This window comes from Pseudomonas sp. JC1203, from assembly GCF_056175065.1.
The window spans coordinates 10,884-35,312 of record NZ_JBWCAM010000003.1 but is presented as its reverse complement, the minus strand read 5'-3'; the positions used below and the strand labels follow the sequence as shown (position 1 = coordinate 35,312).

Sequence of the window (24,429 nt, the reverse complement as noted above, 5' to 3'; positions counted from 1 at the left end):
GGAAAACCACGATGTTCCAGTATTTCGAGACCAATTACGTGTGGAGCCTGGCGGTGGCGGCGGCCATCGAGATGGGCGGCAAGATCGGCGAGATCGAGGCCATGTGCCGGCCGTTGGTGGAGGTGGCGCGCCAGGGCGACGACGCCGGCACCCAGGCGTTCCTCAAGGCCTGGGAGGCGGGTGGCGACAACCTGGTGGCCCTGGCCCAGGAGGACAAGGCTTGCGGCCGGCTGTTCAGCGCTGGCGACAAGCTCAACCGCGCCGCCGTGTACTTCATCACGGCCGAGCGCATGCAGGCCCACGGCTACGCGCCGCGCAAGGCGCTGTACGCCAAGTTCCTGCAAAGCTTCGCCGAGGGCGCGCGGCTGGCCGGCGAGCCGTTGCAACGGGTGGAGATCCCCTACCACGGCGCGCACCTGGCCGGTATCTATACCCCAGCTGAAGGCGTGCAGGGCCCGGCGCCGTGCCTGGTGATCATCAACGGCCTGGACAGCACCAAGGAGATGGTTTACCGCGCCGGGCTGTTCCCGCAACTGCTGGCCAAGCGCGGCATCGCCAGCGTGTTTCTCGACCAGCCGGGCACCGGCGAGGCGCTGCGCCTGCATGGCATGACCGCCGTGGCCAACACCGAGGTGTGGGCGAGCAAGGTGGTGGCCTACCTGCAAGCGCGCGCTGACATTGACCCGCAGCGCATCGGCCTGCTGGGCGTGTCCCTGGGCGGCTATTACTGCCCGCGCGCGGTGGCCTTCGAACCGCGCTTTGCCTTGGGCGTGGTGTGGGGCGCCAACCACAATTGGGGCGAAATGCAGAAGCGCCGCCTGGCCCGCGAAGGCGAGCGGCCGGTGCCGCATTACTGGGAGCACGTGCGCTGGGTGTGGGGTGCTTCCGACATGGAGGAGTTCATGGCCATTGCCGAGCAGGTGCACCTCAATGGCGTGATGGCGCGCATCAAGGTGCCGTTCCTGGTGACTCACGGCGAGGCCGACCGGCAGATTCCGCTGGAGTATGCGCATCAGTCGTTTGACCAGCTGACTGCCAGCCCGGATCGTGAGTTGAAGATTTTCACCCCGCGCGAGGGCGGCATCCACCACAGCAGCCTGGACAACACAGCCAATGCGGGTGCGTGGATTGCCGATTGGGTGGCGCAGCGGTTGGGTGGCAGGGTGGGGTGACGGCGGGGCCTTGGGCTGACGCGGCCGGCGGCCGCTGCTACAGGTTTTGTAGCAGCGGCCGCAGGCCGCGTCACGCACACCCCCGAGTTATTGCGGCACGCCGTGCTGCCACTGCGCCCAATGCCCGGTAATGTCCTGCACCAGCGCATTGCCCGCCCGGTACAGGTTGTCCAGCGCCGGCACGAAGCCGCCCTGGTCGGCGTACTTGAGCAGGTTGTCCACTTCGCTGTAGCCCGGGTACGGCCGGTCAAAGTCGGAGCCGGCGCGCAGCACCGCCAACCGTTGAATGTCCACGCGCCCCAGGCGGCTGGCGCGCAGCAGCGCTTCGTAGGTGGAGTTGTCTTCCTGCTGGGTGGTGCAGTAGCTGCCCTTGTTGTCGGTGAGCAACTTGGTCCACGCCTCGGCGCGCTCGCTCAGGCGCGTGCCCGAGTACCAGGTATTGCCCGCCAGGGTATCGCAGCGGGTGACCACCGGTGGCTGGTTGGCCGGGGCGTAGGGGTAGTGCTGGCGCCAGGCCGCCGATTCCTTGCTTTCCCCCAGCACCACGTTCTGCGACAGGGCAAAGGCCTTGGCCTGCAACGCCGGGTTCAGTTCGAACACTTCGGTCTTGTAGTCCAGCGGCGGTTTTTCGTTCGGGCCCTTGGTGTTGATGCCCAGGTAGCCGGTTGGCCAGTCCTTGGGCACGTCGCGCGAATCCAGCTCCCACTGGGTGCCGAACTCCACCAGGTAATGGGCCCAGGCGGCGGTGCCCAGGGTGCCTTCGCGGGGGTTGATACCGGCGATGCCGGCCACCAGGAAATAGGTCTGGCGCAGGTCGAACTGGCTGGACAGGGTAAGGGCCAGGGTGGACGCGGCGGCGTTGGTCTGGCCCATGCCGGTGGTCATCAGGCACACCTGCTGGCTGTTGCAGTGCACGTCGGGGTATTCGGCGGCAAGGCCGGGTACCGGCACTTTCTCGGTGAGGTGCAGGCGCTCTATCCAGTTTTGCGCCTCGGGGCCGAACATGGTGATGAGCATGACCTTGGGTTGCAGCGGCGCCGCCACGGCGCCCAGGCTCAGGGTAGCCCCCAGTGCCAGGGTAGCCAGGGGGAATAGGGTATGACGCATGTGAAGTCCTTTTTCGGGTGAAATCAGGCCAGGGGTTGGTGCGGGTGCACCTCATGGTACGTGCGGTCGAAATATACCAAGGCATCGGCGTCGGTTTCGCGACGCAGCGCCATCACTTCGCAGAACAGTATGTCGTGGGTGCCCACGCTCAGCGTCTGGCTGATGCGGCAGTCGAAACTGGCCGCCGCGCCATCCAGCACCGGCGCGCCGCTGACCCAGGTGCTCCAGGCGCCGGCGGCGAAGCGTTCGCTCATGGCGGTCTTGCCGCCGAACAGGTTCGACAGCTCGCGCTGGTCGCTGCCCAGGGTGTTCACGCACAGCACGCCGTTGGCGCTGAACACCGGGTGCACCGAGGCGCTGCGGTTCAGGCACACCAGCAGGGTGGGCGGGTTGTCGGTGACGCTGCACACCGCGGTGGCGGTAAAGCCGGCGCGGCCCTGGGGGCCATCGCTGGTGATGACGTTGACCGCGGCGGCGAGGCCGGCCATGGCGTGACGGAAATCCTGGGCAGCAACGTGGGGGGCGACGATTTCGGACATGAGCATGATGGGCACTCCAGTCAGGCTTGTTCAGCCAGGTAGTCGAGCAAAACGCGGTTGAACGTGGCGCTGTCGCTGACGCTGGAGGCATGGCCGCCATAGTCCAGCAGGCACAGCCGGCCGTTGGCCAAACCTTCGGCCAGGTGCCGCGAGCGTTGCCAGGGCACCAGCATGTCGTCGCGGTTGGCAATCAGCAGCGTGGGCACGCTGATGTCGCCCAGGTGCGCCTCGACGTTGAATGCCTGCAGCGCGGCGATGCGCTTGAGCAGGTTGGCGGGGTCGGGGAAGTGCTCCAGCGCGTGGGCGTCGTCCTCGGCCAGTTGCGCGCTGTTGGCGGCGATCCAGTCGGCGGGGTACAGGAACAGCGCCTGGGCCTGCACGTAGGCGGCCGGGCCGCTGTGGTTCAGCAGATTCTTGCGCACCGCAAAGCAGCGCGCGCTGTGCGGATTGGGGCTGCTCCAGGCGTTGATCAGCACCTGGCTTTGCAACAGGGCCGGGCGTTGCAGCGCCAGTTCCAGGCCCACCAGGCCGCCCAGGGCATGGCCGATGAAGTGGCAGCGGCTGATTTCCAGCGAGTCGAGCAGCGCCAGCAATTCCGCCGCCATGGTGGCGATGCTGTAGCCCTCGGGCAGCGTGGCCGGGCTGCGGCCGCTGCCGGCGTGGTCGTACACCAGCACCCGGTAGGTTTCGGTAAGCACCGGCAGTTGCGGCCCCCAAAAGCGCGCGGAGCCGCCCAGCCCGGAGCTGAGCACCAGGGTGGGGGCCTGCGGGTCGGTGCGGCCGAGCAGTTCGTAATACATGGGCGTTCCTCAGCCGACGTGGGCGATGCTGGCGATTTCTATCAGGGCATCCGGTTTCACCAGGCCGCACTGGATGCAATAGCGCGCCGGTTTCTCGCCGGCGAAGTACTCGGCGTACACCGCGTTGATGGCGCCGTAGTCAGCCCAGTCGCGCAGCATGATCATGTTGAAGGTGACGTCGTCCAGCGTGCCGCCGGCGGCTTCCACCACGCCCTTGATGGTCTCCAGCACATGGCGGGTCTGGGCGGCGGCGTCGCCCACGTGCACCACGTTATTGTCCTTGTCGAAGGGCAGGGTGCCGGACACGTACAGGATGCCGTCGGCCAGCGAGCCGGGCACGAAGGGGGCGATGGGCACGCCGGTGCCGGCGGGGATAATGGCTTTCTTGCTCATGTTCGGGCTCCTCAAGCGGTGGCGAAGGTGCTGCAGAAGGCGTCGACGCTGGATACCCAGCCAAAGAACGTCTCGATGTTGAACAGCGCCGCCTGCTGCGCGAACGCCGGGCCGGCCTGGTGGGTGGCGTCGGCCAGTACCACGCCGAAGTATTCAAGGAAGAACCCGTCGCGCAGGGTCGACTCCACGCAGACGTTGGTGGCAATGCCGGTGAACACCAGGTTGCGGATGCCGCGGCTGCGCATCAGGCTGTCGAAGTTGGTGTTGAAGAAGCCGCTGTAGCGGGTCTTGGGCACCAGGATGTCGCCGGGCTGGGGTTTGAGCTCGTCCACCAGTTCATAGTCCCAGCCGCCCTTGGCCAGCAGCGTGCCTTGCAGTTCAGGGCGCTGGCGCATGGTTTTCAGGGCGTTGGACTTGTGCCAGTTGGGCGAGCCGGGGCCGCCTGCTTCGACGTAGTCGGCGTCCCAGCCGTTCTGGAAAAACACCACCGGCATGCCGGCCGCGCGGGCCGTGGCCAGGGCCTTCTGGATGTTGGCGATCACCGGGCCAGTGCTGCTGACGTCGAACCCGGCCAGGTCCAGGTAGCCGCCAAGGCTGGCGTAGGCGTTCTGCATGTCCACCACCACCAGGGCGGTCTCGCTGGCTTTCAGGTTCAGGGCCTCGGGGCGCGCGGGCAGGGTGCGGGCGGGCAATGGGTCCAGGGGCAGGGCGTAGCCGCTGAGCGGCGCGGGCGCGTTCATCAGGCAGTTTCCTTGAGCAGGTTGATGTGTTGGCGGCAGGTCATCAGCGGCTGGATCTTCTCGCCGAAGTCTTCCACGCCCTGCACGAAGTCATCGAAGGTCAGCATCACGCCCTGGGTGCCGGGCACGGTGGCCACCTCGTCGAGCATGCGCGCCACGCTGGCCCACGAACCCACCAGGGTGCCCATGTTGATGTTCACCGCCGAGGTGGGGTCGGCCATCTGCCGCATGTTCGAGCCGGGGCTCTTGTCGGCTGCGCCTTTCTCTGCCAGCCAGGCGATGGCTTCCTCGTCGGCGCCGGCCTTGTACAGCTCCCAGCGCTCGCGGGCAGCTTCGTCGGTGTCGGCGGCGATGATCATGAACAGCACGCAGGAGGTCACCTCGCGGCCGCTTTTTTCGTTCGCCTGGATCAGCCGTTCGGCCGTGGGCGCGAACGCGGTGGGGGTGTTGACGCCCTTGCCGAAGCAGAAGTTGTAGTCGGCGTACTGCGAGGAGAAGGCCATGCCGGCGTCGCTCTGGCCGGCGCAGATCACCTTCATGGCGGCCTGGGGCTTGGGGCTGACGCGGCAGTCGTCCATCTGGAAGTACTGGCCCTTGAAGTCGCTGCTGCCGGTGGCCCACAGTTCGCGCAGCACTTGGGCGTATTCGCCCAGGTAGTCGTAGCGGGTGTGGAAGAATTCGTCGCCGGGCCACAGGCCCATCTGCTCGTATTCGGGCTTCTGCCAACCGGTGACCAGGTTGACGCCGAAGCGCCCGCCGGAGATGGAGTCTATGGTGCTGGCCATGCGTGCGACGATGGCCGGCGGCAGGGTCAGGGTGGCGGCGGTGGCGAACAGCTGGATGCGGCTGGTGACTGCGGCAAGGCCGGCCATCAGGGTGAAGGATTCGAGGTTGTGCTCCCAGAACTCGGTCTTGCCGCCGAAACCGCGCAGCTTGATCATCGACAGGGCGAAGTCGAAGCCGTAGTGCTCGGCCTTCTGCACGATGGTCTTGTTCAGCTCGAAGGTGGGCTTGTACTGGGGGGCCGTGGTGGAGATGAGCCAGCCGTTGTTGCCGATCGGGATGAAGATGCCTACGTCCATGATGTGAGCCTCTTGAGTTCGGATACCCAAGGGAATTAGCAGGAAGCAGGCCAGTTTTGTTTTAACGTTATGAAACAACGGCTTGTATTTAGTGGTGGACCAAATGGTCTGGTGCAGAGCGCCTGGTTGGTGCGCCATGCACGGCCTTGGGGCGCTATTGGCCATTGCCTGGCGGCGCCGGCAAGGTAAAGTGCGGGGGTGTTTCGTTGGCCACAGGTCCCTTACGTGAAGCAGAAGTCGCCCCCCGCCAAGCCCGCCCGTACCCCCAGCGCGACCACCTTGCAGCGCCGCCACCGGCTGATGGTAGGCAAGCGCGCGGTCATCCTCGACGCCGCCTTGCAGCTGTTCTCGCGCTTCGGCGTGCACGGCACCAGCCTGGACCAGGTGGCCAGCATGGCCGACGTGTCGAAGACCAACCTGCTGTATTACTTCGCCAGCAAGGATGAGCTGTACCTGAGCGTGCTGCGCCAGTTGCTGGACGTGTGGTTGCGGCCGCTGCGCGGCTTCAGCGTGGAGCAGGACCCGTTGCAGGCCATCGGCGACTACATCCGCATCAAGCTGGAGCTGTCCCGCGACCACCCGGCCGAGTCACGGCTGTTTTGCCTGGAGATCGTGCAGGGCGCGCCGCTGCTGCTCAGCGAGCTGCAGGACCCGCTGCGCGAATTGGTGGACAGCAAAGTGCAGGTCATCCAGGCCTGGATCGACGCTGGCAGCCTGGCGCCCATCGACCCGCACCACCTGATTTTCTCGCTGTGGGCCACCACCCAGCACTACGCCGACTTCGCCAGCCAGGTCAACGCCGTCACCGGCAAGACCCTGGCCGACCCGGTGTTCTTCGAAGAGGTGTTGGTGAACGTGCGGCAGCTGGTGTTGAACGGCATTCGGCCGCGTCAGGGGGCAACGAAATCCGCCTGGATCAATCCAAATCGGCGGCCGCGTGGCGTTCGGGGACTTGGGTGGCTTCGTCGCCCCAGGTGCGGTTGACGCGCTGGCCGCGCTGCACGGCGGGGCGCTCGGCGATGGCTTCGGCCCAGCGCTGTACGTGGGTGTAGCTGCCGGCGTCGAGGAATTCGGCGGCGGAATAGAGGTTGCCGCGTACCAGCTGGCCGTACCACGGCCATACGGCAATATCGGCGATGGTGTAGGTGTCACCCGCCAGGTATGGGCTCTCGGCCAGGCGTCGGTCGAGCACGTCCAGTTGGCGCTTGGCTTCCATGGTGAAGCGGTTGATCGGGTATTCGAGTTTCTCCGGCGCGTAGGCGTAGAAGTGCCCGAAGCCGCCGCCCAGGTAAGGCGCCGCGCCCATCTGCCAGAACAGCCAGTTCAGGGTTTCAGTGCGCCCGGCCGGATCGGTAGGCAGCAGCTCGCCGAATTTTTCCGCCAGGTACAACAGGATCGAACCGGACTCGAACACGCGGATGGCCGGTTCGGCACTGCGGTCCAGCAGGGCCGGAATTTTCGAATTGGGGTTCACCTCGACGAAGCCGCTGGAGAACTGGTCGCCGTCGCCTATGCGAATCAGCCAGGCATCGTACTCGGCGCCGCTGTGCCCCAGGGCCAGCAGCTCTTCCAGCAAAATGGTGACCTTGACGCCATTGGGCGTGGCCAGCGAATACAGCTGCAACGGGTGTTTGCCCACGGGCAGCGTCTTGTCGTGGGTAGGGCCGGCGGTGGGGCGGTTGATGCTGGCGAACTGGCCACCGGACTCGGCGTCGTTGGTCCAGACCTTGGGGGGGACGTAGGTGGATTGCGACATGAAATACCCTCTGGGAGAAATCGAGGGGTTTGACCTTAACAGAGTCGTCCGCCCCATGGCAGGCCAGCCCCACGGAAGATTTTCGTCTAACCGCCAACTCGATGCTTCTATGAAGGCAATGCATCAGCGAACCCAGGCGCCATGTTTTTTTTGCGCCTATGATCGTTGCCTCTGCCACTGCGACACGAGGAATGCGCCCATGACTACGCCGTCTACTGCCACCCACTTCACCCTCGGCCACCGCCCCGTCAAACGCCTGGGCTACGGCGCCATGCAACTCGCCGGCCCCGGTGTGTTCGGCCCGCCCAAGGACCGCGACGCGGCGCTGGCGGTGCTGCGTGCGGCCATCGCCAGCGGCGTGAACCACATCGACACCAGTGACTTCTACGGCCCGCACGTCACCAACCAGCTGATTCGCGAGGCGCTGGCGCCGTACCCGCAAGACCTGGTGATTGTCACCAAGGTCGGCGCCCGCCGCGGCGACGACGGCGCCTGGCTGCGCGCCGACAGTGCCGAGGAGCTGACCGCGGCGGTGCACGACAACCTGCGCAACCTGGGCCTGGACGTGCTGGAGGTGGTCAACTTCCGCGCCTGGGGCAACATGCATTCGCCGGACGAAGCGTCGATTGCCGCGCAGTTTGCCAGCCTGGCCGAGTTGCAGCGCCAGGGCCTGATTCGCCACCTGGGCGTGAGCAACGTGTCGGCGGCGCAAGTGGTGGAGGCCCAGGGCATCGCGCCGGTGGTGTGCGTGCAAAACCATTACAACCTGGCGCACCGGGTTGACGATGCACTGATTGACCGCCTGGCGGCGCAGGGCATCGCCTATGTGCCGTTCTTCCCGCTGGGCGGCTTCACGCCGCTGCAGTCGGCCACGCTGGACCAGGTGGCGGCGCAGTTGCAGACCACGCCCATGCAGGTGGCACTGGCCTGGCTGCTGCAGCGCTCGGCGAATATTCTACTGATACCGGGCACGTCGTCCGTGGCGCATTTGCAGCAAAACCTGGCGGCCGGGCAGCTGGTGCTGGCACCCGAAATCATCCACCAACTCAACGCCCTCTAACCCCATAGAAACCTATGTGGGCGCTGGCTTGCCAGCGAGTTTTGCGCCCTGAAAAGCTCGCGGGCATGCCAGCTCCCACAGGTCTGCGTGCGCGGTAAAGGCGCGTTGTGCGCGAACCAGGTGCTCTGGTTCGGAGCATTTGGTCCGCCTATCTTCATCAAGCGCTTGAATTGCAACGTACTCCCGCCTGTGGCACATAAAATGCTCTCGCTTGCCGCTCGACGTGTTTACACAATTGCCCTTCATGCTGTTGCGCTTTTCGAGGAACGAACCACTCATGAATGATGATGCCCTGCTGGCCCAGGCCAGGCTTGCCGCCGACCGTAGTTGGTCGCCCTATTCGAACTTCCCCGTGGGGGCGGCGTTGTTGGCGGAAAACGATGAAGTGGTGCTGGGCACCAACGTCGAGAATGTCTCCTACGGCCTGACCAACTGCGCCGAGCGCAGTGCGTTGTTCGCCGCCATCAGCCAGGGCCTGGCGCCCGGGCGCTTCAAGGCCATGGCCATCTACGCGCCCAAGGTGGCGCTCATCAGCCCCTGCGGCGCCTGCCGCCAGGTGCTGGTGGAACTGATGGCGCCCGATGCGCGCATCATCTGCCAGGGCAGCGACCCCGACGCCACGCGGGTGTGGACCCTGGCGCAATTGCTGCCCGGCGCCTTCGAATCCTTCTGATCCATCCTTTGCGCGACACGGAGTCAATTGCATGATCAGTCTTGTTGGAATGGCGACCCTGTTGGCCATCGCCCTGGCACTATCGTCCCGGCGCAGCGCCATCAACTGGCGCACGGTGCTGGGCGCTTTCGGTATTCAAGTGATGATCGGCGCCTTTGCGCTGTACGTGCCGTGGGGCCAGGCGGCCCTGGGCGACCTGGCCAGCGGCGTATCGGCGCTGCAGGTGTATGCGAACAAGGGTATCGAGTTTCTTTACGGCGGCCTGAGCTCGCCGCACATGTTCGAGGTGTTCGGCAGCGGTGGCTTCGTGTTCGCCATTCGCGTGCTGCCGATGATTGTGTTCTTCGGCAGCTTCATCGCCGTGCTCTACCACCTGGGCGTGATGGGCTGGATCATCCGCGTGGTGGGCGGCGTGCTGCGCCTGTTGCTGCGCACCAGCCGGGTGGAGTCCATGGTGGTGACCTCGGCGATTTTCATCGGCCAGTCGGAGGTGCCGCTGGTGGTGCGGCCGTTCCTGGCGCGCCTGACGCGCTCGGAGCTGTTCGCGATCATGGTGGGGGGCTTCGCCGCAGTGGCAGGCTCGGTGCTGCTGGGGTATGCGGGCCTGGGGGTGGAGCTCAAGTACCTGATCGCTGCCTGCTTCATGGTCGCGCCGGGGGCGCTGCTGATGGCCAAGCTGATGGAACCCGAGACCGAGCAGGCCCACGACCACCAGGCGCTGGAAGCCTTGCACGCCAAGGAAAACCGCGCGGCCAACATCGTCGACGCCGCCGCCGAGGGCGCTCAGGTGGGCTTGCGCCTGGCCCTGGCCGTGGGGGCGATGCTGCTGGCGTTCGTGGCGCTGATCGCCATGGTCAATGGCCTGCTGGGCTGGGCGGGAGCATGGCTGGGTTTCCCACAGCTGACCTTGCAGCTGATTCTGGGCTACGTGCTGTCGCCGCTGGCGTACCTGCTGGGCGTGCCATGGAACGAGGCGATTCTGGCCGGCGGCTTCATTGGCGAGAAGATGATTCTCAACGAGTTCGTCGCCTACGCCGACCTTGCCAACCACCTCACGGCCAGCAAGGCGGCAGAGGCGGGCGTGCCGCTGCTGTCGGCGCACACCCAGGTGATCGTCACGTTCGCGCTGTGCGGGTTTGCCAACCTGTCGTCCATCGCCATCCAGCTGGCAGGCTTGAGCAGCGTGGCCCCCGAACGGCGCCAGGAGCTGGCGCGACTGGGGTTGCGGGCGATGATCGGCGGCACTTTGTCGAACCTGATGAGCGCGGCGATCGTCGGCTTTTTCATCTCGTTGTGACGGCGCGGCCACGGGAATCGAGAAGAAATGTAACTGTATTGAATCAAAATTGAATTTCCGTCCGGCTTGTTGCTCCTACGTTGTACACGCGGCGCACGCTTGAGCCCAGATCAGGAAAAGATAGTCATGAATTCAGTCACGATGGAACGCAACGAACTCGCTCACCCCCTGGTCGTGGTGGTGGAGGATGAGGTGATCATCCGCGAGTTCGTCTGCGAAATTCTTAAGGAAGAGGGGTACCAGACCGTCGAGTTCGAGACGGCCGATGCCGCCGTGCCCTTCCTTGAGCAGCGCGCGCCCGAGGTGGGCCTGCTGCTGACTGATATCCTGATGCCGGGCAAGCTCAATGGCGCTGACTTGTCGAACCTGGTGCACGACCACTGGCCGCAGATGCCGATATTGATCATGTCGGGCCACGAAACCCCGGAGTCATCCGGGGTGAAGTGTGAAGTGGCCTTCCTGCGCAAGCCCTGGACCATCGGCCAGATGCTGCAGGGCGTGGAAGACGCCCTGCACCACGCCCACGCCCGTACGCCGCATTAAGCGGCGCTCAGCTGCGCCAGTTCCTGCGCGCTGAGCGCCAGCCGCGCCGCCCGCCCGAAGCTCTCGACCTGCGCCACGCTGGTGGCGCTGGCAATGGGCGCGGTCACGCCTTGGCGGGCAATCAGCCACGCGAGGGCCACTTCGCCAGGTTGCGCCTGGTGGGCTTCGGCGACGCTGTCCAGGGTCTTGAGCAGTGCCAGCCCGCGGGCGTCCAGGTATTTGTCGATACGCCCACCCCGTACGCTTTTGCCCAAGTCCGCCTTGCTGCGGTATTTGCCGGTCAGGAAGCCCGAGGCCAGGCTGTAGTAGGTGACCACGCCGATGTGCTCGGCAATGCACAAGTCGCGCAATTCACCTTCGAAACTGCCGCGGTCGTAGAGGTTGTACTCGGGCTGCAGCACTTGGTAGCTGGGCAGGTCGTGGGCACGCGCGGTGGCCAGGCTGGCCGCCAGTTGGCCGGCGTTGAAGTTGGAGGCGCCGATGGCGCGGATCTTCCCGGCATCCAGCAGGCTGGCGTACGCCCCAAGCGTTTCTTCGGCCGGTGTGCTGGCGTCGAACTGGTGCGAGAAGTACAGGTCGATGCGGTCGGTGTTCAGCCGGCGCAACGAGTCTTCCACCGCCTGCACAATCCACTTCGCCTTCAGGCCCTGCCGCTCATCGCTGCCCATGCGCATGCCGACCTTGGTGAACAGCGCCACCTTGTCGCGCAGGCCGGGCCGGCTGGCAAACCACTTGCCCAACAAGGCTTCTGATTCCCCGCCCTGGTGGCCGGGTACCCAGGCCGAGTAGACGTCGGCGGTGTCGATGGCGTTGAAGCCCTGGTCGATGAAGGCGTCGAGGATGGCCAGGCTGGTGGCCTCGTCAGCGGTCCAGCCCAGCACGTTGCCGCCAAACACCAGCGGCGCGATGTCGATGCCCGTGTTACCCAAGTGTCGCAGTTGCATGTCGTTGCTCCAGCAATGAAATGAACGAAACCCTTGGAGTCAAGCATAAAACCCTGCGCGCCTGGATGAAAATCAGGGCATGCGGTCGGCCGTGAAGTCCGCTTCGGTGCGCGCCTGCAGCTGGCCGCCCCGGCAGGCCTGCTGGAAGCGCTGATAGTCTTTTTCGTTCTGGGCGGCATAGGCCTGGGCATAAGCGTACAGCGCATCGGCCATCTGCTCGCCGCTGCCGATGTAGCCGCTGATCAATGCCGCCTCGCCACTGGCCTTGGCGTGGGCGCGGGCCAGGGCGCGGCCGCAGATGCGCGCGTAGGCCACCAGGGTTTCGTCGTCGAAGGTTTCCAGCTCGGCCGACACCTTCATGTCGCGCAACTGGCGCACGTAGAAGTGGCGGCCGGTAGGGCCGGTGGTCCAGCCCAGGAACAGGTCGCTGGCCGACTGCATCAGGCGCTGGCCCTCGACCACGCGCTGGCCGTTGTGCTTGAAGGGCGAGCGGGCCTTGACGTAGTCGGCCAGCACCGAGCGCCGCGCCTCCTTGAACTGCAGGAACAGCGGGTGCTGCAGTTCATCGGTGAGCAGCGCCACCAGGCAGCGGGTGCCGACGCTGCCCACGCCCACCACCTTGAACGCCAGGTCATGCACCTCGAAGCGCGACAGCAGTTCGCGGCGGTCGGCCTGCAGGGTCATGCGGTAATCACTCATCAGCGCCTTGTACAGCGGCTGCCAGCGGCGCACGTTGAGCCAGTCGTCGTTGCTGTCGAGCAGCGAGGTGTCCTTGTGCAGGTGGAAAATTTCCGGCAGGTCGTCGCGGATGGTCATGCGGCCCTGGTCGTCGCGGTCGACGATTTTCGGCAGCAGCTCGGCGTGGGTGCGGCGCTGCGCCTTGGTCATGGCCTGGCGCACGTGTTCAAGGGTGTTGCTGGTTTGCGCCTGGCCCAGCAGGTCTTTGTAGCTGATTTGCCCGTACCAGGTGTTCAGCACCCCTTGCTCGGCGCACAGCACCAGGGTGGCCTGGTAGGCGTTGACCACCTCGCGGCACACCTGCTCCTCGATGGTGGTGCTGTGGCGCAGGTCGCGGGCGGCAATCAGGAAGCTCGCCACCAGGCGTTTCAGGTCCCATTCCCACGGGCCGGGGTGGGCTTCGTCGAAGTCGTTGAGGCCGAACACCAGGTTGCGCTCGGGGGTGGCGAAGCCGCCGAAGTTCATCAGGTGCGCGTCCCCGCACAGCGGGATGCTGGCGCCCATGTTCGGCGTGCCGGCCAGGTCGTGGGCCTGCAGCAGTGCGCTGCCGCGGTAGAAGGTGAAGGGCGACACCAGCATGCGCCCGTAGCGCAGCGCCACCAGGGATTTCACCCGCCCCTTGCTGGATGCCTCGATCAAGGCCAATGGGTCGCGGTCGAGGTTGCCGGGATGGGCATGGCTGCTGCGCGGGCAGAGCTTGCGCGCAGCCTTGCCGGGGTTTTCGCGGGGGGTAGGCATGGGGCGTTGGCTTCCTTGGCAGACCCGGGGCAGTGTAGCAGCGGCCGCCCACATGAAAATGTGGGCGTCAGGCGGGCCAGTTGAAGCCGGGGATCTGGCGCCCCAGGCGCTGCGCCTGGTCCAGCAGCACCTGCATCATGCGCCGGGCTGCCTCGGGCAGCGGGTCGAAGCGCGAGAACACGAAGCTGATATCAAAGCCGATCTCTTCAGCCAGCGGCTTCACCACCAGCCCGCTGTCCTGGGCCACGAACTCATCGATGATGGTCACCCCCAGCCCTTGCTTCACCAGCGCCACCGCCTCGGGGGCATTGGTGAAGTCCAGGAACGAGTTCAGCGCCACGCCGCTGCGCTCGATGGCGTCGCTGATCAGCTTGCCGAACGGGATGTCGGGGCGGAACAGCAACAGTGGCTCGCGGGCCAGGTGCGCCATGTCGATCACCGGTTGGCTCTCCAGCGCATGCCCTGGCGGCAGCACGCACACCATGCGCCCGCGCATGAACGGCAACGAGTACAGGTGGTCGTGCACCACCGGCAGCGCCGAAATCGACAGGTCGACTTTCTTGCCGAGGATCTGCACCGGCATTTCGCTCATCAGAATGGTGCGCCATTCAATGTGCATGGCTGGCACCTGGCGCTTCAGTTCGGCCAGGGCGTGGGGCAGCACCACGGTGGACAGCGAGGCGCTGCAGCACACCCGCAACTGGCGGTTCGGCGTGGTGGCCAGCGACTGCGCGCATTCGTTCACCCACAGCGCCGCCTGGTACACGCGCTCCACTTCGCGGTACAGCGCCTGGGCCTCGCTGGTGGGCACCAGGCGGTTGTTGACGCGGTCGAACAGGCGCAGCGTCAGGCGGCTCTCGATGTAGGCGATGAGCTTGCTCACCGCCGGCTGCGAGACGTAGAGCATCTTCGCCGCGCCGCTGATGGAGCCGGTAAGCATCACCGCACGGAACACTTCCATGTGGCGCAGCTTGAAGGCCATGTTCCCCGGTTCAGGGGCTTCGGCAGGGAGCAGGGGCATGTCTTAACCTTTGGTTATGGTTTGCGCCATCTGAGTATGAGCCATCCCGGGGGGATTTTTGTAGTCTGGCGCCAACTTCCACCCGGTCAGGCCGCGCCATGAGCATCTTCGACGAACCCAAGATCGACTGTCACAACCACTTGTTCGACCCGGCCAATTTCCCCTACCTGGCCAACACCATTTACCGCCCCGCCGGGCAGGAGATCGGCACCCTCAACCAGTTCGACCGGGTGCTGGACGCCTATGGCGTGCAGCACGCGCTGCTGGTGCAGCCCACCAGCGGCTACCGCGGCGACAACCGCCTGCTGCTGTCGGCGCTGGCCGCAGGGCAGGGGCGCTACAAGGGTGTGGTGGTGGTCGACCATGACATCAGCCTGGAAGCCCTGGCCGCCTACCAGGCCAAGGGCGTGGTGGGCGTGGCCTTCAACCCGGCCACCGAGGGCCTGACGGTAATGGCCGGCGCCGAGGCGTTGCTGCCCAAGCTGGCGGAACTGGGCCTGTTCGCGCAGATCCAGACCGTGGGCGACCAACTGGTCCAATTGCTGGAAATGATCGACCAGAGCGATGTGCGCCTGCTGATCGACCACTGCGGCCGCCCCGACATTGACCAGGGCCTGTACCAACCCGGCTTCCAGGCGCTGCTGCGCCTGGCCGAGCGTGGTCGGGCCACGGTGAAGATCTCCGGCATGCAGAAATTCGCGCCCATGGACACGGTGTTCGAGGACACCCTGGGCTATGTGCAGGCGCTGCTGGAAACCTTCGGCGCCGACAACTGCGTGTGGGGTTCGGACTGGCCGTTCCTGCGCATGCAGCAGCGCGTTGACTACGGCCCGCTGCTGAAGCTGGCCGAGCAGTTCATGCCCAACGCGGCCGTGCGCCGCACAGTGATGTGGGATACACCGCGGCGCCTGTTCGGCTTCCGCTGATTTGCCCGTTGCAAGGATGCCTGTGCACACACAATAACAAGAGGTAAACCCCATGAGCATCGACAGCAAACTCGAACTTCCCGCGTACGCCGCGCCGGCGGTGGCCGCGCGCACCCGCACCCGCTTCATGATCCTTGGGCTGATTTCCGGTGGCACCCTGATCAACTACCTGGACCGCAGCGTGATGGGCATCGCCGCGCCCAGCATCAGCGCCGACCTGGGGTTGAACGCGGCCATGATGGGCCTGATTTTCTCGGCCTTCTCCTGGACCTACGCGGCCGCGCAGATCCCCGGTGGCATCCTGCTGGACCGCCTGGGCACCAAGCTCACCTACTGGCTGGCGCTGACCTTGTGGTCGCTGTTCACCGGCCTGCAGGGCCTGGCCACCGGCTTCGCCTCGCTGCTGGGCATCCGCCTGATGATCGGTGCCACCGAGGCGCCGTGCTTCCCCACCAACAGCCGCGTGGTCGCCATCTGGTTCCCGCAGAGCGAGCGGGCGCGGGCCACCAGTATCTACACCCTGGCCGAGTACTGCGGCCTGGCGTTCCTCACGCCCTTGTTGTTCTGGGTGCTGCACGCCTACGGCTGGCGGTTCATGCTGATGGCCGTGGGCGCGGTGGGCATCCTCTACGGGCTGGTGTGGTGGCGCAAATTCCACGAACCCCATGAGTCCACCCAGGCCAACCAGGCCGAGCTGGATTACATCGCCGAGGGCGGGGGCGTGGTGGACGGCAGCCAGAAGGCCACGCGGTTCGCCTGGTCGCAGATTCCGGCGCTGCTCAAGCAACGCAACATGCTGGGCATTTGCCTGGGCCAGTTCGCCTGCAACTCCACCAACGTGTTCTTCCTTACCTGGTTCCCCACCTACCTGGTCACCGAGCGCCACATGCCGTGGCTGAAAGTGGGCTGGGTGGCAGTGCTGCCGTTCATTGCCGCTTCGGTGGGCACGCTGTTCGGTGGCTGGTTGTCTGACGCCATGCTGCGCCGCGGCATCTCGCTGAACGTGGCGCGCAAGCTGCCGGTGATCACCGGCCTGCTGATGGCCTCGGTGATCGTGCTGGCCAACTACGTGGACTCCGACGCCCTGGTCATCGCCATCCTGTGCGTGGCCTATTTCGCCCAGGGCATGTCGTCGCTGGCCTGGATGATCGTCTCCGACATCGCCCCCAAGGGCCTGATCGGCCTGAGCGGCGGCCTGTTCAACCTGTTCGCCAACGCCGCCGGCATCGTCATTCCGCTGGTGATCGGCATCATCGTCACCCTGACCGGCTCGTTCGTCTGGGCCATGGCCTTTATTTCCCTGGTGACGCTGTTCGGCGCCGCCTGCTACCTCTTCATGGTGCAAGACCTCAAGCGTCTGCCCGACCACCCGAACCTTTGAAAGGAGCGTTTTCATGAGTCAACACCTGGAAGGCCAGACGGCCATCATCACCGGCGGCATGCGCGGCATCGGCCTGGGCATCGCCAAGCGTCTGCGCCAGGCGGGCGCCACTATCGTCATCTGGGACCTTAACGTCGACAACTGGGACGCCACGGCCAACGGCTTCACCCCGGCCCTGCGCCAGTCGGTGAACGTCGCTTCGCTGGAATCGGTGGAAGCTGCGTTCGCCGAGGTGGTGGCGCAACTGGGCCGGGTCGACATCCTGGTCAACAACGCCGGCATCAACGGCCCTGTGGTGGAAAGCTGGAACTACCCGGTGGAGGCCTGGGACCAGGTGCTGGCCATCGACCTGACCGGGGTGTTCTATTGCTGCCGCACCGCCATCCCGCACATGCGTGAACGCAAGTACGGGCGCATCGTCAACGTTGCCTCCATGGCCGGCAAGGATGGCGTGCAGTACATCTCGGCGTATTCGGCGGCCAAGGCCGGGGTCATCGCCTTCACCAAGTCGGCGGCCAAGGAACTGGCCCAGGACGGCGTGCTGCTTAACTGCATTGCGCCGGCCATGGTGGAAACCGGCCTGATGGCCGAAATGACCCCCGAGCACATCGCCGCCAGCAAGGCCAAGATCCCCATGGGGCGCTTCCTGCAGATCGAGGAAATCGCCAACATGGTGACCTGGATCGCCGGCCCCGAGTGCAGCTTCACCACGGGCTTTGTGTTCGACCTCAGCGGCGGCAGGGCCACTTACTGATGGCCCTTGGCGTGGCTCACCTGACCGCGCTGCAACTGGCCCCCGCCGACCTGGTTCGCCAGGCCGCGGGGGCTGGTTTTTCTGCCGTGGGCCTGCGCCTGCACCCGGCCACGGCCGGTGGCGTGTGCTACCCGCTGGACGCTGCTGCGCGCAGGGACTTGAAGGGGGTGCTGGACGCCGAAAGCATGGCCGTGAGCGATATCGAATTCGTCGAACTGACGCCCGACGTTGACGTGGCGGCGTGCCTGCCGTTGCTGGAAGCCGGCGCCGAGCTGGGTGCGCTGAGCCTGACGGTGTCTGGCGACGACCCGCAGTTTTCGCGCCTGACCGACCACTACGCGCACCTGTGCGAACTGGCCGTGGATTTCGGCCTGCGGGTGGACCTGGAGTTCATGCGCTGGCGCGCGGTGGGCAACCTGGCCCAGGCGCGGCAGATTGTGCAAGGGGCAGGGCAGGCCAACGGCGGCATCCTGGTGGATGCGCTGCATCTGTTTCGCAGTGGTGGAACGCTGGCGATGCTGGCCGATGTCGACCCGCGCTGGCTGCGTGCGGTGCAACTGTGCGACGCGCCGTTGTTGGCGCCGCCTGATGAGCTGATCATCACTGAAGCAAGGGAAGGGCGCTTGCCGCCGGGGCAGGGGCAATTGCCGCTGGCCGGGTTGCTGGCAGCGTTGCCGAGGGATGTGCAGGTGAGCGTGGAAATGCCCTATGGGGCGTTGGCAAGCGAACCCCGATTGGCGCTGGCTTACCGAAGCGCGGTGCAATTGCGAGCCCCGTAGCAGCGGCCGCAGGCCGCGTCATGGCCGCCGCCACGCATGCAAGACGCAGGACCCCTGTAGCAGCGGCCGAAGGCCGCGTCACCGGCACCGCGATTTTACGCGTGCATAGGGGACGCAGCCTTCGGCAGCTGCTACGGGGGTTTTTGCATTACAGCGCGGCGTCGCTCCACTCGCCATTCACCAGGCGCTTGATGCCCAGCGGGTTGCTGTTGCGCAAGGCTTCAGGCAGCAGCTCCTGCGGGTAGTTCTGGTAGCACACCGGGCGCAGGAAGCGGTCGATGGCCAGGGTGCCCACCGACGTGCCGCGCGAGTCGGAGGTGGCCGGGTACGGGCCGCCGTGCACCATGGCTTCGCACACTTCCACGCCGGTAGGGTAGCCGTTGACCAGGATACGCCCCACTTTTTGCTCCAGCAGTGGCACCAGCCCTTGGTAGGCAACCAGGTCTGCGGGCTCGCCGATCAGCGTGGCCGTCAGTTGGCCGCGCAGGCCCTGCAAGGCTGCTTTCAACTGCGCATCGTCCTTGGCTTCGATGACGATGGTGGCCGGCCCGAACACTTCTTCCTGCAGCAGCTCATCACCTTCCAGCAGCAGCGCCACGTCGGCCTTGAACAGCTGTGGCCGCGCCTGGTTGCCCGACTGCGCTTCACCGGCCAGGTGGGTGACGCCCGGGTGCGCCAGCAGGTGCTCAAGGCCCTGGCTGTAGCTGCGCAGGCCGCCGGCGTTGAGCATGGTTTGCGGGGCCTGGGCGGCCATCTGCGCTTGCAGCTGGCCAAGGAACGCGGTGAAGGCCGGCGAGCTGACGCCGATCACCAGGCCTGGGTTGGTGCAGAACTGGCCGCAGCCCATGACCACCGAGGCAGCCAGGTCCTTGGCCACGGAGTCACCGCGGCTGGCCAGGGCTTCAGGCAGCAGCACCACCGGGTTGATGCTCGACATCTCGGCGAATACCGGGATGGGTTGCGGGCGCTCGGCGGCCATTTTGCACAGGGCGTTGCCGCCGCTCAGCGAACCGGTGAAACCCACGGCCTGGATGGCCGGGTGCTTGACCAGCCACTCGCCAACACCGCCGCCGAAGATCATGTTGAACACGCCCTTGGGCATGCCGGTTTTCTCCGCAGCGCGGATAATCGCGCAGCCCACCTGGTCGGCGGTGGCCATGTGGCCGCTGTGGGCCTTGAACACCACCGGGCAACCCGAAGCCAGCGCGGCGGCGGTGTCGCCACCGGCGGTGCTGAAGGCCAGCGGGAAGTTGCTGGCGCCGAACACCGCTACCGGGCCTACGCCAATGCGGTATTGGCGCAGGTCCACGCGCGGCAGCGGCTTGCGGTCCGGCAGGGCCAGGTCGATGCGCGCGCCGAGGAAGTCGCCGCGGCGCAGCACTTTGGCGAACAGGCGCATCTGCCCGCTGGTGCGGCCGCGCTCACCCTGGATACGGCCGGCGGGCAGGGCGGTCTCGCGGCAGACAATGGCCACGAAGTCGTCGCCCAGGGCGTCGATCTCATCGGCAATGGCGTCGAGGAATTCGGCGCGGCGGGCCGGGCTCAAATGGCGGAACTCGCCAAAGGCGCTTTCAGCGGCCAGGCAGGCGGCGTTGACTTCGGCCTCGGTGGCCTGGGTGAATTCGAAGGGCAGGGCCTCGCCGGTGGTGGCGTCCAGGCTCTGCAGGCGCTTGCTGCCCTGGGCGCTGCGGCTGCCGGCAATGAAGTTGTGGCCGAGAAGGGTGGACATCGTGATCTCCTGGTTCTTCAGATTGTTCTGAGAAAGCACTAACGGCTTGATGTTGACGGACATCGTACAACTGCAAAAGCGGTTGTGCAATCTCCCGCCTGCGGGTGCACAGCCCATCCTGTCGGACAATTATTTTAATTGCCGGCTACAGAAAAGGTGTCGAGGTACGATAACTAGGCAGGATTGGGCCATTGGCTGTCACTTGGCTATCACTTACCTGCCTCGGGATTCGTTCATGCTAATAAGAAACATCGGTGTCGCCCCCCGCGCCTTGACCGGCTTTTCCCTGATCGCCGCCCTAGTGGCGCTGCTCGGTTTTTTCGCCCTGGGGCAGATGTCCAACATTCGCCAGGGCCAGGTGGCCACCGAAAACGACTGGGTGCCCAGCCTGCGGGCGGTGAGCGATATCCGCGAGATCATGCTGCGCATTCGCACCATTTCCCTGCGCATGGCCCTGGACACCGACCCCGCCAGCATCACCAGCTACCGCAGCCAGATGGACACCCGTCTCAACGACCTGCAGGCGAAACTGCAAGGCTACCGGCCGCGGGTGAACACGCCAAAAGAGCAGGAGATTTTTGCCCGCTTCGAGCAGTCGCTCAAAGGCTACAACGACGCCCTGCAGCGTTCCTTCGTGCTGGCCGGGCAGGGCGACAAGGCCGGTTTGCTGAAGTTGCTGCTGGTGGACATGAAGCCGTTGGTGGACGACTCCGGCAGCCAGCTCAATGAACTGGGCGACTACTACAGCGCTGGTATCGGCAAGGAAACCCAGGGTTCGGCCGAGCAATATGAGCGTTCGCGCACGGTGATCCTGGTGTTCATCGGCCTGGCGGCGCTGGCCACTATCGGCCTGGCGCTGATACTGACCCGCAGCATCGTCACCCCACTGAACGCCGCCCTGGCCGCCGCCGAACGCATTGCCGAGGGCGACCTCAGCCAGCCCATCAAGGCCGACGGCAGCGACGAGGCCGGGCGCCTGCTGACTGCACTGGCGGCCATGCAGCAGCAATTGCGCCAGACCCTGGGCGAGATCTCCACCAGTTCCAGCGCCCTGTCATCGTCGCTGCATGCCTTGCGCCAGGCGTCCGAGGCGGGCAGCGACGGCATGCACCGGCAAAGCGAGGAAGTGAACATGGCCGCCACTGCGGTCACCGAACTGAGCGCGGCGGTGGACGAGGTGGCCAGCCATGCGGTGTCTACCTCCGACTCCACCCGCGATTGCAACGAAGTGGCGCGGCAGGGCCAGGGCAAGGTCGCCGACACCCGCGCCAGTATCGAGCAGCTGCGCAGCGACCTGCAGGCCACCGCCAGCCAGGTCAGTGCGCTGGCCGAACGCTCGCAGGCCATCGGCACGGTGCTGGACGTGATCGGCGCCATCGCCGGGCAGACCAACCTGCTGGCCCTGAACGCCGCCATTGAAGCGGCGCGCGCGGGCGAGTCGGGGCGTGGTTTTGCCGTGGTCGCCGATGAGGTGCGGGCCCTGGCGCACCGTACCCAGCAGTCGACCCTGGAGATCGAAACCATGGTGCAGGGCATGCGCAGCGGTTCCGACCTGGCGCTGCAGGCCATGCACACCAGCGCCCAGCGTGCCGATGCCACGTTGGGCATCGCCGACGGCGCGGCGCAGGCGTTGCAGGGCATCACCCAGGCCATGGAACAGATCATGGAGCGCAACCTGGTGATCGCCAGCGCTACCGAAGAGCAGGCGCAGGTAGCGCGGGAGGTGGACAGCAATCTGCTGAACATTCGCGATTTCGCCAGCCGGGCAGCGGACGGTGCGCAGCAGTCGCGCGAGGCCACCCGGGATTTGGCGCAGTTGGCGGGTAACCTCGATGGGTTGGTGTCGCGCTTCCGCTTTTAACGGCCGCAGGCCCCCGCCGCCTGGAAGCGGGGGCCATCGACACTCAGTGCTGCGCAGCGCCCACCAGCGCTTCGCTGTCGGGCTTCCCAACCGCGGCGCGGCGCCCGATCATCAGCAGCGCCACTGCCAGCGCCAGCCCGGCAATCAGCGTCGCCACCCAGCCCAGCGTCTCCAACCCCAGGTGGCGAATACCCAAGCCGCCGACGATAGCCCCCAGGCCGATACCGGCATTGGCCGCCGAAATATTCAGCGAGGCCGCCAGCGCCTGGGCGCGAGCGCCGGCCTGCATGACGCGCACCTGGCACACCGGGAACAGCGCGGTGTAGCCGATGCCCCAGGCGATCAGCGCCACCACCAGCCAGGCGTGGTGCTGCGCGGCCGGCACCACGGCAAGCATGCCGGCGGCCATCACCACCAGGAACAGCACCATGGCGCCCAGCGGCTTGCGGTCCACCAGTTGGCCGCCCCAGTGGTTGCCGAGCATGCCCACCGCGCCAAAGCCCATCAGCCACCAGCCAACCTGGCTGGCCGGCACCTGGGCCAGGCGTTCAAGGATATCCGCCAGGTAGGTGTAGGCGGTGAACATGGCGGTGAAGGTCAGCACCGACAGCAGCACGTGGGCCAGGAAGCGCGGTTGGCGCAGGATGGCGGTCTGCTTTTCGCCTGCGGCCGCCTTTGGCGAGGTGGGCAGGGTAGGCATGGCCAGGTGCATCAGCGCGGCGATGACCAGCGACACGGCGGCCAGCACCCAGAAGGTGCCGCGCCAGCCCAGGGTGTCGGCAGCCACGGTGCCCAGCGGCACGCCGAATACCAGCGCTGCGGAGATGCCCATGTACACCTTGGACACGGCCTTGCCAGCCTTGCCCGGGCCGGCCAGTTGCCCGGCGGTCTCACTGGCGGTGCCCCAGAACACCGGCAGGCCCAACGCCGGAATGAAGCGCGCCAGGGCCATGATCCAGATGTTGCTGGCCACGGCGGCCAGCACGTTGGAGGCGGCAAACACCAACAGAATCACCGTGAACAGGCGCTTGCGTTCCACCTGCGCCAGGCGCGCGGTAAGCAGTGGCCCGAACAGCATCACGGTGAAGGCGAACAGGGTGACCAACTGCCCGGCGAGGGCGATGGACACGTCGAGGTCGCGGGCCAGGGCGGGCAGCAGGCCGACGATCAGGAACTCGGTGGTGACGATGATGAACGCCGCCACGGTCATGATCAGGATTTGCATGCCCGAATGGGCGGACGGCGTGGCGTGGGCCACGGGTGAGGACTGCATGACGCTTAACTCCAGAAAGGTTTTGCCGTAGCCTATTGGAGAATTGGTTGGCTATTTTGGCCATTTTTTACCAACTGTATTGAACTGAGTTCAACAATGGAGCGGCGATGTTTTCTTCCGAACGGCTCAAGGGCATCGACGTGTTCGTCAGCGTGGCGGATCTGGGCAGCTTCACCGCCGCTTCCGAGCGTTTGAACCTGAGCATCTCGGCGGTCAGCAAAAGCGTGGCGCGCCTGGAAGCGCGGCTGGGCGCGCGGTTATTCAACCGCACCACCCGGCGCATGGCGCTGACCGAGGCCGGGCAGACGTTCTACCGCACCTGCACGGCCGTGCTCTGCGACCTGGAACAAGTGGAACTGGCGCTTAGCGCCGAGCAGGGCGAGCCCTACGGGCACCTGCGCATCGACCTGCCGGCCTCTTACGGGCGCCTGCACGTGCTGCCGCTGATCCTCGATTTCGTCAAGCAGCACCCGCGGCTGCTGCCCCATGTGTCGTTCTCCGACCGCTTCGTCGACCCGGTGCAGGACGGCATCGACATTGTCGTGCGCATTGGCGGCGCGGACGCCTGGCCGGCCGCGCTGGGGCACCGCTACATTGGCGCCCAGCGCATGATCTTCTGCGCCGCGCCCGCCTACCTTGCGCGCCACGGCGTGCCGCAGACGGCCGATGACCTGGAGCACCACCACTGCGTGGGTTATGGCCAGAACGACGGGCTGGTGGGGCCGTGGTATTTCAAGGGCCGCCAACCGGGCGAGATGGAGCGGCGCATCATGCACCCGCACATTGCCGTGGGTGATGGCGAAGGCGAGGTGATGGCGGCGCTGGCGGGCCTGGGCATCGCCCAATTGCCGACCTGGCTGGCGGGGCAGCATGTGGCGAGCGGGGCGCTGGTGGAGGTGCTGCCGGACCTGGCCACCGCCGGTCAGCCGATGAACCTTGTGTGGCTGAAGAGCCGTGAAAGCCTGCCCAAGGTGAGCGTGCTGCTGGACTACTTGGGCGGGCGCCTGACGCCGGCGGGTGTTACACCGCTTGTGGGAGCTGGCTTGCCAGCGAGCTTCTAGGGCCTCAACAGCTCGCTGGCAAGCCCGCTCCCACGACCGGGACCCGTTGCCCAGCAACCACC

Annotated in this window: 23 protein-coding genes and 2 pseudogenes; 13 read left to right on the top strand and 12 right to left on the bottom strand. The window is 66.0% G+C overall.

Annotated elements, in window-relative coordinates:
* Positions 1-11: 11 nt before the first annotated feature.
* Entirely contained in the window at positions 12-1,172 is a 1,161-nt protein-coding gene (locus AC0SZ7_RS05540; RefSeq protein ID WP_475503427.1) for an alpha/beta hydrolase family protein, read from the top strand.
* Positions 1,173-1,259: 87 nt separating this feature from the next.
* On the opposite strand, the gene AC0SZ7_RS05535 is transcribed toward AC0SZ7_RS05540, so the two are convergent.
* Genes AC0SZ7_RS05535 through rutA form a run of 6 tightly spaced genes read right to left on the bottom strand, consistent with a single transcriptional unit; the run spans position 1,260 to position 5,833 of the window.
* Positions 1,260-2,279: a purine-nucleoside phosphorylase gene (locus AC0SZ7_RS05535; protein WP_475503426.1), complete on the bottom strand. Its 1,020-nt coding sequence runs from the start codon at positions 2,277-2,279 to the stop codon at positions 1,260-1,262.
* Between the two features lie 23 nt (positions 2,280-2,302).
* On the bottom strand, positions 2,303-2,824 hold the full coding sequence (gene rutF / locus AC0SZ7_RS05530; RefSeq protein WP_475503425.1) for an NADH-dependent FMN reductase RutF: 522 nt from the start codon (positions 2,822-2,824) through the stop codon (positions 2,303-2,305).
* A 14-nt stretch (positions 2,825-2,838) separates the two neighbouring features.
* A complete protein-coding gene (gene rutD, locus AC0SZ7_RS05525) occupies positions 2,839-3,618 on the bottom strand; it encodes a pyrimidine utilization protein D (RefSeq protein WP_475503424.1) in 780 nt (259 codons plus the stop codon).
* 9 nt (positions 3,619-3,627) lie between these two features.
* Positions 3,628-4,011 (bottom strand): pyrimidine utilization protein C, encoded by a 384-nt coding sequence (rutC, locus tag AC0SZ7_RS05520; protein ID WP_475503423.1) that lies wholly within the window; start codon positions 4,009-4,011, stop codon positions 3,628-3,630.
* A gap of 11 nt (positions 4,012-4,022) precedes the next feature.
* Positions 4,023-4,751: a pyrimidine utilization protein B gene (rutB, locus tag AC0SZ7_RS05515; RefSeq protein ID WP_475503422.1), complete on the bottom strand. Its 729-nt coding sequence runs from the start codon at positions 4,749-4,751 to the stop codon at positions 4,023-4,025.
* Positions 4,751-5,833 carry a pyrimidine utilization protein A gene (rutA, locus tag AC0SZ7_RS05510; protein WP_475503421.1) on the bottom strand — a complete coding sequence of 361 codons (1,083 nt, stop codon included), beginning with the start codon at positions 5,831-5,833 and terminating at the stop codon, positions 4,751-4,753. Before rutA ends, rutB begins: the two co-directional genes overlap by 1 nt.
* Positions 5,834-6,058: 225 nt before the next feature.
* Between rutA and rutR the strand changes: the two are divergent.
* Positions 6,059-6,724: pseudogene (gene rutR, locus AC0SZ7_RS05505) on the top strand (HTH-type transcriptional regulator RutR); the annotation flags it as partial.
* A 25-nt stretch (positions 6,725-6,749) separates the two neighbouring features.
* Here rutR and yghU read toward each other — a convergent pair.
* The gene (gene yghU, locus AC0SZ7_RS05500) at positions 6,750-7,589 is read right to left on the bottom strand and encodes a glutathione-dependent disulfide-bond oxidoreductase (protein ID WP_475503420.1); all 840 of its coding nucleotides are present in this window, start codon (positions 7,587-7,589) and stop codon (positions 6,750-6,752) included.
* A gap of 199 nt (positions 7,590-7,788) precedes the next feature.
* Between yghU and AC0SZ7_RS05495 the strand changes: the two genes are divergently transcribed.
* The 4 genes from AC0SZ7_RS05495 (at position 7,789) to AC0SZ7_RS05480 (ending at position 11,162) form a co-directional block, all read left to right on the top strand.
* Positions 7,789-8,649: an aldo/keto reductase family oxidoreductase gene (locus AC0SZ7_RS05495; RefSeq protein ID WP_475503419.1), complete on the top strand. Its 861-nt coding sequence runs from the start codon at positions 7,789-7,791 to the stop codon at positions 8,647-8,649.
* A gap of 277 nt (positions 8,650-8,926) precedes the next feature.
* Positions 8,927-9,322, top strand: coding sequence for a cytidine deaminase (locus AC0SZ7_RS05490; protein WP_475503418.1), 396 nt, complete (start codon positions 8,927-8,929; stop codon positions 9,320-9,322).
* Between the two features lie 31 nt (positions 9,323-9,353).
* Positions 9,354-10,619 (top strand): NupC/NupG family nucleoside CNT transporter, encoded by a 1,266-nt coding sequence (locus tag AC0SZ7_RS05485; RefSeq protein WP_475503417.1) that lies wholly within the window; start codon positions 9,354-9,356, stop codon positions 10,617-10,619.
* Positions 10,620-10,745: 126 nt separating this feature from the next.
* Positions 10,746-11,162 (top strand): response regulator, encoded by a 417-nt coding sequence (locus tag AC0SZ7_RS05480; protein ID WP_475503416.1) that lies wholly within the window; start codon positions 10,746-10,748, stop codon positions 11,160-11,162.
* Here the strand turns inward: AC0SZ7_RS05480 and AC0SZ7_RS05475 are convergent.
* The 3 genes from AC0SZ7_RS05475 to AC0SZ7_RS05465 all read right to left on the bottom strand — a co-directional run bounded on the left by AC0SZ7_RS05475 (position 11,159) and on the right by AC0SZ7_RS05465 (position 14,603).
* Positions 11,159-12,106, bottom strand: coding sequence for an aldo/keto reductase (locus AC0SZ7_RS05475; protein ID WP_475503415.1), 948 nt, complete (start codon positions 12,104-12,106; stop codon positions 11,159-11,161). The genes AC0SZ7_RS05480 and AC0SZ7_RS05475 overlap by 4 nt on opposite strands.
* Before the next feature lie 72 nt (positions 12,107-12,178).
* Complete coding sequence (locus AC0SZ7_RS05470; RefSeq protein WP_475503414.1) at positions 12,179-13,582, bottom strand: DUF2252 domain-containing protein; 1,404 nt, start codon at positions 13,580-13,582, stop codon at positions 12,179-12,181.
* A 67-nt stretch (positions 13,583-13,649) separates the two neighbouring features.
* Positions 13,650-14,603, bottom strand: coding sequence for a LysR family transcriptional regulator (locus tag AC0SZ7_RS05465; RefSeq protein ID WP_475503413.1), 954 nt, complete (start codon positions 14,601-14,603; stop codon positions 13,650-13,652).
* 98 nt (positions 14,604-14,701) lie between these two features.
* On the opposite strand from AC0SZ7_RS05465, the gene AC0SZ7_RS05460 reads away from it, so the two are divergent.
* From AC0SZ7_RS05460 to AC0SZ7_RS05445, 4 genes are read left to right on the top strand one after another with little or no spacing between them, the layout of a single operon-like run.
* Positions 14,702-15,529, top strand: a complete 828-nt coding sequence (locus tag AC0SZ7_RS05460) for an amidohydrolase family protein (protein ID WP_475503412.1) — start codon at positions 14,702-14,704, stop codon at positions 15,527-15,529.
* Between the two features lie 52 nt (positions 15,530-15,581).
* Positions 15,582-16,910: an MFS transporter gene (locus AC0SZ7_RS05455; protein ID WP_475503411.1), complete on the top strand. Its 1,329-nt coding sequence runs from the start codon at positions 15,582-15,584 to the stop codon at positions 16,908-16,910.
* A 13-nt stretch (positions 16,911-16,923) separates the two neighbouring features.
* Positions 16,924-17,664, top strand: a complete 741-nt coding sequence (locus tag AC0SZ7_RS05450) for an SDR family NAD(P)-dependent oxidoreductase (protein WP_475503410.1) — start codon at positions 16,924-16,926, stop codon at positions 17,662-17,664.
* A complete protein-coding gene (locus AC0SZ7_RS05445) occupies positions 17,661-18,443 on the top strand; it encodes a sugar phosphate isomerase/epimerase family protein (protein WP_475503782.1) in 783 nt (260 codons plus the stop codon). The genes AC0SZ7_RS05450 and AC0SZ7_RS05445 overlap by 4 nt, the downstream gene beginning before the upstream one ends.
* 148 nt (positions 18,444-18,591) lie before the next feature.
* On the opposite strand, the gene AC0SZ7_RS05440 is transcribed toward AC0SZ7_RS05445, so the two are convergent.
* Positions 18,592-20,172, bottom strand: a complete 1,581-nt coding sequence (locus tag AC0SZ7_RS05440; RefSeq protein ID WP_475503409.1) for an aldehyde dehydrogenase (NADP(+)) — start codon at positions 20,170-20,172, stop codon at positions 18,592-18,594.
* 49 nt (positions 20,173-20,221) lie between these two features.
* Between AC0SZ7_RS05440 and AC0SZ7_RS05435 the strand changes: the two are divergent.
* Both AC0SZ7_RS05435 and AC0SZ7_RS05430 read left to right on the top strand, forming a co-directional pair.
* Positions 20,222-21,178 (top strand): annotated as a pseudogene (locus AC0SZ7_RS05435) (MCP four helix bundle domain-containing protein); the annotation flags it as partial.
* A complete protein-coding gene (locus AC0SZ7_RS05430) occupies positions 21,170-22,033 on the top strand; it encodes a methyl-accepting chemotaxis protein (RefSeq protein WP_475503781.1) in 864 nt (287 codons plus the stop codon). The pseudogene AC0SZ7_RS05435 and the gene AC0SZ7_RS05430, both read left to right, overlap by 9 nt.
* A 43-nt stretch (positions 22,034-22,076) precedes the next feature.
* On the opposite strand, the gene AC0SZ7_RS05425 is transcribed toward AC0SZ7_RS05430, so the two are convergent.
* The gene (locus AC0SZ7_RS05425; protein ID WP_475503408.1) at positions 22,077-23,306 is read right to left on the bottom strand and encodes an MFS transporter; all 1,230 of its coding nucleotides are present in this window, start codon (positions 23,304-23,306) and stop codon (positions 22,077-22,079) included.
* A gap of 107 nt (positions 23,307-23,413) precedes the next feature.
* On the opposite strand from AC0SZ7_RS05425, the gene AC0SZ7_RS05420 reads away from it, so the two are divergent.
* Positions 23,414-24,367 carry a LysR family transcriptional regulator gene (locus tag AC0SZ7_RS05420; protein WP_475503407.1) on the top strand — a complete coding sequence of 318 codons (954 nt, stop codon included), beginning with the start codon at positions 23,414-23,416 and terminating at the stop codon, positions 24,365-24,367.
* Positions 24,368-24,429 lie beyond the last annotated feature (62 nt).